Origin of the sequence: Agrobacterium sp. ST15.13.015, assembly GCF_027871645.1 — a bacterium.
In the GTDB taxonomy this organism is placed as follows: domain Bacteria; phylum Pseudomonadota; class Alphaproteobacteria; order Rhizobiales; family Rhizobiaceae; genus Agrobacterium; species Agrobacterium leguminum.
The window spans coordinates 1-8,504 of sequence record NZ_JAQAHF010000037.1 but is presented as its reverse complement, the minus strand read 5'-3'; the positions used below and the strand labels follow the sequence as shown (position 1 = coordinate 8,504).

Below are 8,504 nucleotides of genomic sequence, written 5' to 3'. Positions count from 1 at the left end.
CCGGGGAGAAGGTGGCCCGAAGGGCCGGATGAGGGGGTTTGCTCTCCGTTCTGTTCCAAAAGATGCGGAAAACTCTGCGCCAAGCCTCCTTCCTTTCCAGTCACTTCCCGAAAAATCCTTCCCCTTCCATCCCCACCCGCCATTTCCGCCGCATCATTCCTCCCGCAACCGGAACGGAAGGGCGATACGCGCGGCGCCTTTCGCGAACCGGAGGCCGGCATCGACAAGCATGGTTCTGGCAAACCGTGTTTCGGAAAGGCATTCCGCCGGGCCAGAGGCGGGAAGGACCGATCCGATAGGTGCCGTGAAAAGGCTGTGACCGACGGGCTGCCCTGACGGCCCTGATGATGCGGCCCGGTGAATGCAACGACTTCCTCCACCTCCCATCTTCTACCCGCATTCGCCGGGTCGATGGCTTGCGCCGCCGGCAAACCGCTGCGGCGGCACTCCCGCATGCAAAGCGCTTTGGACTTGTTAACTGCGCATCCTGAAACGTTGTAGATTCCTGCCGCCCACGACTGTACCTGCCGGCCGACATGGTCTAAACCGCTGCTGATCTTTTCACGCTCGATGGACAGAGAAGGGCCTCGCAGATGACCGATCCCAAAACGCTAGCCGCCCGTTTCCCCGGCGATTTCCTGTTCGGCGTCGCGACCGCCTCTTTCCAGATCGAAGGCTCCACGAAGGCAGATGGCCGCAAGCCCTCCATCTGGGACGCCTTCTGCAACATGCCGGGCCATGTCTTCGAGCGTCACAATGGCGATATTGCCTGCGATCATTATAATCGCTGGGAGCAGGATCTCGATCTCATCAAGGACATGGGTGTCGAGGCCTATCGTTTCTCCATCGCGTGGCCGCGCATCATTCCGGATGGTTTTGGGCCGATCAACGAGAAGGGGCTGGATTTCTACGACCGCCTCGTCGATGGCTGCAAGGCGCGGGGTATCAAGACCTATGCGACGCTTTACCATTGGGACCTGCCGCTGACGCTGATGGGCGATGGCGGCTGGGCCTCGCGCTCCACCGCGCACGCTTTCCAGCGATACGCCAAGACCGTGATGGCTCGTCTGGGTGACCGGTTGGATGCGGTGGCGACCTTCAACGAACCCTGGTGCGCGGTGTGGCTCAGCCATCTCTATGGCATTCACGCGCCGGGCGAGCGCAACATGGAGGCAGCCCTTGCCGCCATGCATCACATCAATCTCGCCCATGGTTTCGGCGTGGAAGCCTCTCGCCATGTCGCGCCGAAAGTGCCCGTGGGGCTGGTGCTGAACGCCCATTCCGTCATCCCGGCTTCCGATAGCGACGCTGACCTCAAGGCCGCCGAACGAGCCTTCCAGTTCCACAACGGCGCGTTTTTCGATCCGGTCTTCAAGGGCGAATATCCGGCTGAGATGATGGAGGCGCTGGGAAGCCGCATGCCGGTGGTGGAGGCGGAAGACCTTTCCATCATCAGCCAGAAGCTAGACTGGTGGGGCCTGAATTATTACACGCCGATGCGCGTTGCCGACGATGCGACACCGGGCGCGGAATTCCCCGCCACGATAGCGGCTCCAGCCATCAGCGACGTGAAGACCGATATCGGCTGGGAGGTCTATGCCCCGGCGCTCCAGTCGCTGGTGGAGACGCTCTACAAGCGTTACGACCTGCCGGATTGCTACATCACCGAAAACGGCGCCTGCTATAATATGGGCGTCGAAAACGGCGAGGTGGATGACCAGCCGCGTCTCGACTATTACGCCGAACACCTCGGTATCGTCGCCGATCTCATCCGCGACGGTTATCCGATGCGCGGTTATTTCGCCTGGAGCCTGATGGATAATTTCGAATGGGCCGAGGGTTACCGCATGCGCTTCGGTCTCGTGCATGTGGATTACGACACGCAGGTGCGGACGCTGAAGAACAGCGGCAAATGGTACAGCGCGCTGGCTTCGGGCTTTCCGAAGGGGAACCATGGTCTGGCGAAGCCGTAACGGTCACCTCCCTCATCCCTGTGCTCGTCACAGGGATCCAGCCAGCCCAAGTCCTTGGGCTGAAAAGAGTCTTTCCGCCACGCGGACGTGTGTCGGCTGGATTCCTGTGACAAGCACAGGAATGAGGGTTGGGGGACGGCCGTGCATGAACTTTACGCGCCGCATCCGGTAGCAGGCGACGTGTCAGCGCCAGCCGCAATAAAGTTCTCTCCCCTTATTATCAGTTTTCAAAACTTTTTTGTCGGTTACCCCGCGGTGCCTGCTTGCGCGCGCCGTCCTGCCCCCTATGTCAGACGGGCTACGAAGGCGTAGCACCCGTTCTGGCGACCAAGGGGCAGGGCGGGATGGTCCTCCCAGGGAAAACGAACATGCTTATCGAAAAACTCAACTGGCGTTATGCCACCAAGAAAATGGATCCTTCCAAGGCCGTGTCGGAAGACAAGGTCGAGCGCATTGTCGAGGCGGCGCGGCTGGCGCCTACCTCCAGCGGCCTGCAGCCCTTCGAAGTGATCGTCGTTACCGATCCGGAAGTCCGCGCCAAGATCCGCGAGATCGCCTGGAACCAGGCGCAGGTGACCGACGGTTCGCATCTGCTGGTCTTTGCAGCATGGGACAATTACACCGAAGAGCGGATCAACCACATGTTCGATCTGGTCAACGAAGAACGCGGCATCAAGAATGAAGGCTGGGAAGCCTATCGCCAGATGCTGCTTTCCACCTATCCGCAGCGCGACCAGCAGGTGAATTTCGAGCACGCCGCCCGCCAGGCCTATATCGGCTTCGGCATGGCCGTGGCGCAGGCCGCTTTCGAGGGCGTGGATTCCACTCCGATGGAAGGCTTCGACCCGGCGAAGCTCGATGAAATCCTCGGCCTGCGTGAAAAGGGCCTGCGCTCCGTCACCATCCTGCCGCTCGGTTATCGCCAGCCGGAAGGCGACTGGCTGGTGAACCTGAAGAAGGTGCGCCGCCCGCTCGAGGAATTCACCAGCCGCGTGTGATTTTCATATCGTCGCGAAATCTTGACTGCCGCAGGGCCGCCTACGCGGCTTTGCGGTAGATTTTTCCTCTCTTTTCAGATAATTGAAAAAACATCCCTGTTAAAAGGTGGCGTGTGCGGGCAAGTATGCGCCATCGAATTGCCGATCCCCGGCATTTCTGAGTGAAAGCCTGACGAAATGACCCGGAAAATCAGCTGTCATCGAATGTGCCCGAAGGCTGCATGAAGAGAGCGGTTCAGCACCGCAACAGGATTTTTTGAGACCCGATCCGTCACGCATTCCCAGAGTTTACAATGAGTTTTCCATCCAGCGCGGCATCCCCCGCGCGCCAAGAACAGGCGGTCCCTGAAGGGTCGGCAAAGGAGCCTATGGTCACGTTTGAAGGCGTGACCAAGACCTTTGGCGGCGCCGGCGGCAAGCCCGGTTTCGCAGCCCTTGCCGGTATCGACTACGTGGTGCCGAAAGGCTCCATCACCGGCATCATCGGCCGCTCCGGTGCCGGCAAATCCACGCTCATCCGCCTCGCCAACGGCCTTGAAAAGCCCTCGACCGGCCGCGTGGTCGTCGATGGCGTCGATGTCGCGGCGCTCGATGAAAAGAGCCTGCGCACGCTGCGCCGTTCCGTCGGCATGATCTTCCAGCACTTCAATCTTTTGTCGTCGCGCACCGCTTTCGATAATGTGGCCCTGCCGCTCGAAATCGCCGGCATGGGCAAGAAGGAGATCGAAACGCGCGTTGCGCCGCTGCTCGATCTCGTCGGGCTTTCCGACAAGGCCAATCGTTATCCGGCGGAACTCTCCGGCGGCCAGAAGCAGCGTGTCGGCATCGCCCGTGCGCTCGCCACCCAGCCGAAGCTGCTCCTTTCCGACGAGGCGACATCCGCGCTCGATCCGGAAACGACGCAATCCATTCTTGAACTGCTGAAGCGCATCAATGCCGAGCTGGGGCTCACGGTGCTGCTCATCACCCACGAGATGGAGGTGGTGAAGACCATCGCCTCGCAGGTGGCGGTCATCGACAGGGGCCTGATCGTGGAAGAAGGCACGACCTTCGACATCTTCACCGCGCCGAAACACGAGACGACCCGCAGCCTACTGTCGTCCTCGGTCGGCGTGAAGCTGCCGCATTGGGTCACTTCGGGCCTGAAACCGCAGGCGGCGGAAGGCGACCGCGTTCTGGTGCGTCTGGTGTTCTTCGGCGAGACGGCCTTCCAGCCGCTGACGGCGCGCCTCGTCGCCGAAATCGGCCCGGACGTGAACATCCTTGCCGGCACCATCGAGGAAATTTCCGGCCAGCCCTTTGGCTCGCTGGTCGTCTCCTATCCGGCCTCGGCGGATGTCACCGCCCGCGCCAATCGCTTTTATGCTGAGACCGGTCTTCACACGGAGGTGCTCGGTTATGTCGCCTGATATGCTGTTCAGCCTTCTCTCCAAGGGCCTGTTGCAGACGCTGCACATGGTCGCCGTTGCCGGCATCGTCGGCTCGCTGATCGGCGTGCCCATGGGTGTTTTCCTTGCCACCAGCGGCAAGGGCGAGCTGTTTCCGGCGCCGATGACCAACCGGATCCTCGGCCTCGTCGTGAACGCCGCGCGCTCCACGCCCTTCATCATTCTGGTGGTGGCGATCATTCCCTTCACCCGCCTCGTCGCCGGCACTTCCATCGGCACCAGCGCGGCCATTGTGCCGCTGACGGTCGCAACCGTGCCCTTCATCGCAAGGCTGGTGGAAGCGGCGATCCGCGAGGTGGACAAGGGCCTGATCGAGGCCGCCCGCGCCATGGGCGCCACGCCGCTGCAGATCGTCACCAAGGTTCTGCTTGCCGAAGCCAAGCCCGGCATCACGCTGGCGCTTACGCTCACGCTGGTCAGCCTCATCGGTTATTCGGCCATGGTCGGCGCGGTCGGCGGCGGCGGGCTGGGCGATCTCGGCATCCGCTACGGTTACCAGCGCTTCATGCCGGATGTGATGCTGGTCGTGGTTCTGGTGCTGATCGTGCTGGTGCAGCTGGTGCAGAGCGCCGGCGACAGGCTGGCCCGCAGCTTCGACAAGCGGACCCGGAAGAATTAACTGCGTTTATAATAACAACCCAAGGAGACACCCATGAAGAAACTCATTCTCGCGGCCTCGCTCGCCGCTCTCTTCACCGCCGGTCAGGCGCTGGCCGAGACCATCAAGATCGGCGTAACCCCCGCCGAGCACGCGCAGATCATGGAGCAGGTGAAGAAGATCGCGGCCGCCAAGGGTCTCGATATCGATATCGTCGAATTCTCCGACTATGTCGTGCCGAACCAGGCGCTGGCCGATGGCGAGCTGCAGGCCAACTCCTTCCAGCACCAGCCTTACCTCGACAACCAGATCGCTGACCGCAAGTTCGATCTCGTCAGCGTCGGCACCACCATCACCACCCCGATGGGCGTTTATTCGAAGAAGGTGAAGAACCTCGACGAGCTGAAGGACGGCGCAACCGTCGGCATTCCGAACGACCCGACCAATGGCGGCCGCGCGCTGCTGGTTCTCGCTTCCAAGGGCGTGCTCAAGGTCAAGGAAGAAGCCGGCCTCAAGGTAACGCCTGCCGACATCACCGAAAACCCGAAGAACATCCAGATCGTCGAACTCGACGCTGCCCAGCTGCCACGCTCGCTTGACGATACCGACGCTTCGGTCATCAACACCAACTATGCGACGGCTGCCGGCCTGAACCCGAAGAAGGACGCCATCGCCATCGAAAGCGAAAAGTCCCCTTACGCGAACGTCATCGCCGTTCGTGCGCAGGACAAGGACAAGCCGTGGGTGAAGACGCTGGTTGAATCCTACCAGAGCCCGGAAGTGAAGGCCTTCATTCTGGAAAAGTACAACGGCACGGTCATCCCGTCCTGGTAAGTCGCTCCAGCACTGGATCAGACCGGTATTTAAGGCGAAAACCGCTGACACTTGTCGCCATCCCGGTCTAAAAAAATCACGACCTCTCCCGTTCGCGGGGGAGGTTTTTTCTTTCCCGGATGGATGCAAATCCGCCTTCCATGAAAAACCCGGGGCATTTCAGGGAAGGATTTTTAAGCGCCTTTGCCAGACTGTCGTTTTATACCCGTGGTTTTTTGGGGCGGGGCCACAATGCGGCTTAACCGCTTTTGAATGTTTCCTTCGGAAGATGAGGCTTTCGAAGGGGATTTTATGCGGATTGCGCCGCGCAACATTAGGGACTATTTGCCGGTCGGGCGCAGAACCGCCGTGGGCGTCGTATTGTCCACCTTCGCGCTGGTGCTTATCATCGTCACCGCGCTGGTTTTATCCGCCTTGAGCCAGGTCCGGGAAAAGGCCAACCTGCTCGACAATGCCCGTTCGCGCGAGACGACGGCGGGCGCCCTTGTCACCTTTCGTGAGCAGCTCGGCGCGACGCTGAATGACTACGCCGCCTGGGACGATGCCGCCGAATATGTCTATGCCCCTGATCGTTTCGACTGGGTGGCAAGCAATTACGGCGAGATGACGGTCAATAACGATCTCTTCGATACGGCCGTGGTCATCGATGAGGACGGCAAGGTCCGCATGGCCTATCAGGACGGCAAGCCGGTGGCATGGAAGCCGGACGCCTATTTTGCCGGCGGTCTCAGGGAAATGATCGAGCGCGTGCGCTCCATGCGTCCGGGTATCACTTCGCAGGTGACCGGCTTCGTCAAGACCGGCGATGGCGTCGCCGCCGCGGGGGTTGCGCTCGTGCGGATGAAGTCCGGGGCGCTGCCGCCTGTCGGTGCGGAGCGGCGTTACCTGGTTTTCGCCCGTCATCTCAAGCAGGCGACGGTGGACAAGCTTGCCCGCAATTACGTCATCGACGGTCTGGAACTGCAATATGGCGACGGGCCTGCCGCCAACCATGTGGATATCGTCAATCCGCTGGGGGAGGTGCTGGCCCGGCTCGTCTGGCGCTCGCACCTTCCGGGAGACGTCAGCTTTCATGAGGCGCGTCCGGTCGTCTTTACCGCGCTTGGCATTGCCGGCACGTTTTTTCTGGTGCTGCTCATCATCGGTTCGGCCACACTCGACCGCCTGAAGGCGGATGAGGCGGCGGCGCGGGAGGAGGCGCTGCGCGACCGGCTGAGCGGGCTCAGCAACCGCGCCGGGCTCTTCGCCAGGCTGAACCGCATGGTCGACAGGGGCCGCCATGACAAGACGGATATCAAGCTGCTCTATCTCGATCTCGACGGTTTCAAGGAAATCAACGATTCCTACGGCCATGCCGCCGGCGACCGGCTGATCAAGGGCGTGGCGGCGGCGCTGAGAGTGCTGGTGCCGGAAGGTGCGGTGCTGGCGCGGCTCGGCGGCGACGAGTTCGCCATCGCCATTCAGGGCAACGACGTCTGGGCCGAGGGCCGCAAACTGTGTCTGGCGCTTCTTGAACTCTTTACCGAGCCTTTCAGCATCGGTGAAAGGGTGGCGAGCATCGGTTGCAGCATCGGCACCTCGGTTTCCCGCGCCGGCGACATCAATGGCGAGGAGTTGCTGCGGCGTGCCGATATGGCGATGTATCAGGCCAAGGAGAACGGACGCGGGCGTTACGTTTCCTATGAGCTGAAGATGGATGCGCTGCGCGAGGAAAAGCTGCAGCTCGAAGCCGATCTTCGCTCCGCCATTTTGAACGATGAGATACAGGTGGTCTATCAGCCGGTCGTCAGCGCCGCCACGCGCTGTATTACCGGGGTGGAGGCGCTGGCCCGCTGGCAGCGGCCGGGATATGGCTTCGTGCCGCCGGATATCTTCATCGCTGCTGCCGAAACCAGCGGCCTTATCGACCGGCTCGGCCTTCTCGTCCTGCACAAGGCCTGCGAGACGGCGCAGCAATGGCCGTCCATCAAGCTCTCGGTGAATATCTCTCCCGTGCAGTTCCGCAATCCTGCCTTCTCCGGCCATGTGGCCGATATTCTCGACGCGACGCAGACGCCGCCCGAAAGGCTGCGGCTGGAAATGACGGAAGGTTATTTCATCCAGCATCCGGAACGGGCGAGTGCGGCCATCGACAAGCTGAAACAGCTTGGCCTGCACATCGCGCTCGACGATTTCGGCGCCGGCTTCGCCAGCGTCGGTTATCTGCGCCGCTTCGGTTTCGACCGGATGAAGATCGACCGTTCGCTGATCATGGCGCTCGACAAGGGCGGCCGGTCGCTGGAAATGCTGCAGGCCACCGTGGCGCTGGCAAAGTCGCTCGATATTCCGGTGACGGCTGAAGGCGTGGAAACGGAAGAGCAGGCGGCCATCCTGCATCTGTGCGGCTGCGATGAGTTGCAGGGTTATCTGTTCTCGAAACCGGTTGCGGCGGAAGAGATCACCGCCATGCTGGATGGGCAGGACGCACCGCTCTTTGCGTTGCGGGCAGGGGCGTGAGGCTGATTACTTCCACCCATTCTTGATCACCTGAAGGTGCGGCCCATTTCTTCTCCCCGCCGGGGAGAAGGTGGCCCGTAGGGTCGGATGAGGGGGCCACGCTGCCGGATTTCGGAGAGCTTGCTCCCTCATCCCGCTGCCGCGGACTTCTCCCCGC

The 8,504-nt window shown here is 61.4% G+C and carries 6 protein-coding genes; all 6 read left to right on the top strand.

The window, feature by feature from the left end; translation table 11 throughout:
- The first annotated feature begins 593 nt into the window (after positions 1–593).
- The 6 genes from PIB16_RS26550 (at position 594) to PIB16_RS26525 (ending at position 8,347) form a co-directional block, all read left to right on the top strand.
- Entirely contained in the window at positions 594–1,973 is a 1,380-nt protein-coding gene (locus PIB16_RS26550; RefSeq protein ID WP_104679884.1) for a GH1 family beta-glucosidase, read from the top strand.
- A gap of 368 nt (positions 1,974–2,341) precedes the next feature.
- Positions 2,342–2,971, top strand: a complete 630-nt coding sequence (locus PIB16_RS26545; protein ID WP_080857905.1) for an NAD(P)H-dependent oxidoreductase — start codon at positions 2,342–2,344, stop codon at positions 2,969–2,971.
- A 368-nt stretch (positions 2,972–3,339) separates the two neighbouring features.
- A complete protein-coding gene (locus PIB16_RS26540) occupies positions 3,340–4,380 on the top strand; it encodes a methionine ABC transporter ATP-binding protein (RefSeq protein ID WP_080857906.1) in 1,041 nt (346 codons plus the stop codon).
- Positions 4,370–5,038, top strand: coding sequence for a methionine ABC transporter permease (locus PIB16_RS26535; RefSeq protein ID WP_004433403.1), 669 nt, complete (start codon positions 4,370–4,372; stop codon positions 5,036–5,038). Before PIB16_RS26540 ends, PIB16_RS26535 begins: the two co-directional genes overlap by 11 nt.
- A 33-nt stretch (positions 5,039–5,071) precedes the next feature.
- The gene (locus PIB16_RS26530) at positions 5,072–5,851 is read left to right on the top strand and encodes a MetQ/NlpA family ABC transporter substrate-binding protein (RefSeq protein ID WP_004433407.1); all 780 of its coding nucleotides are present in this window, start codon (positions 5,072–5,074) and stop codon (positions 5,849–5,851) included.
- Positions 5,852–6,103: 252 nt separating this feature from the next.
- Positions 6,104–8,347, top strand: coding sequence for a bifunctional diguanylate cyclase/phosphodiesterase (locus tag PIB16_RS26525; RefSeq protein ID WP_271046673.1), 2,244 nt, complete (start codon positions 6,104–6,106; stop codon positions 8,345–8,347).
- Positions 8,348–8,504: the final 157 nt, after the last annotated feature.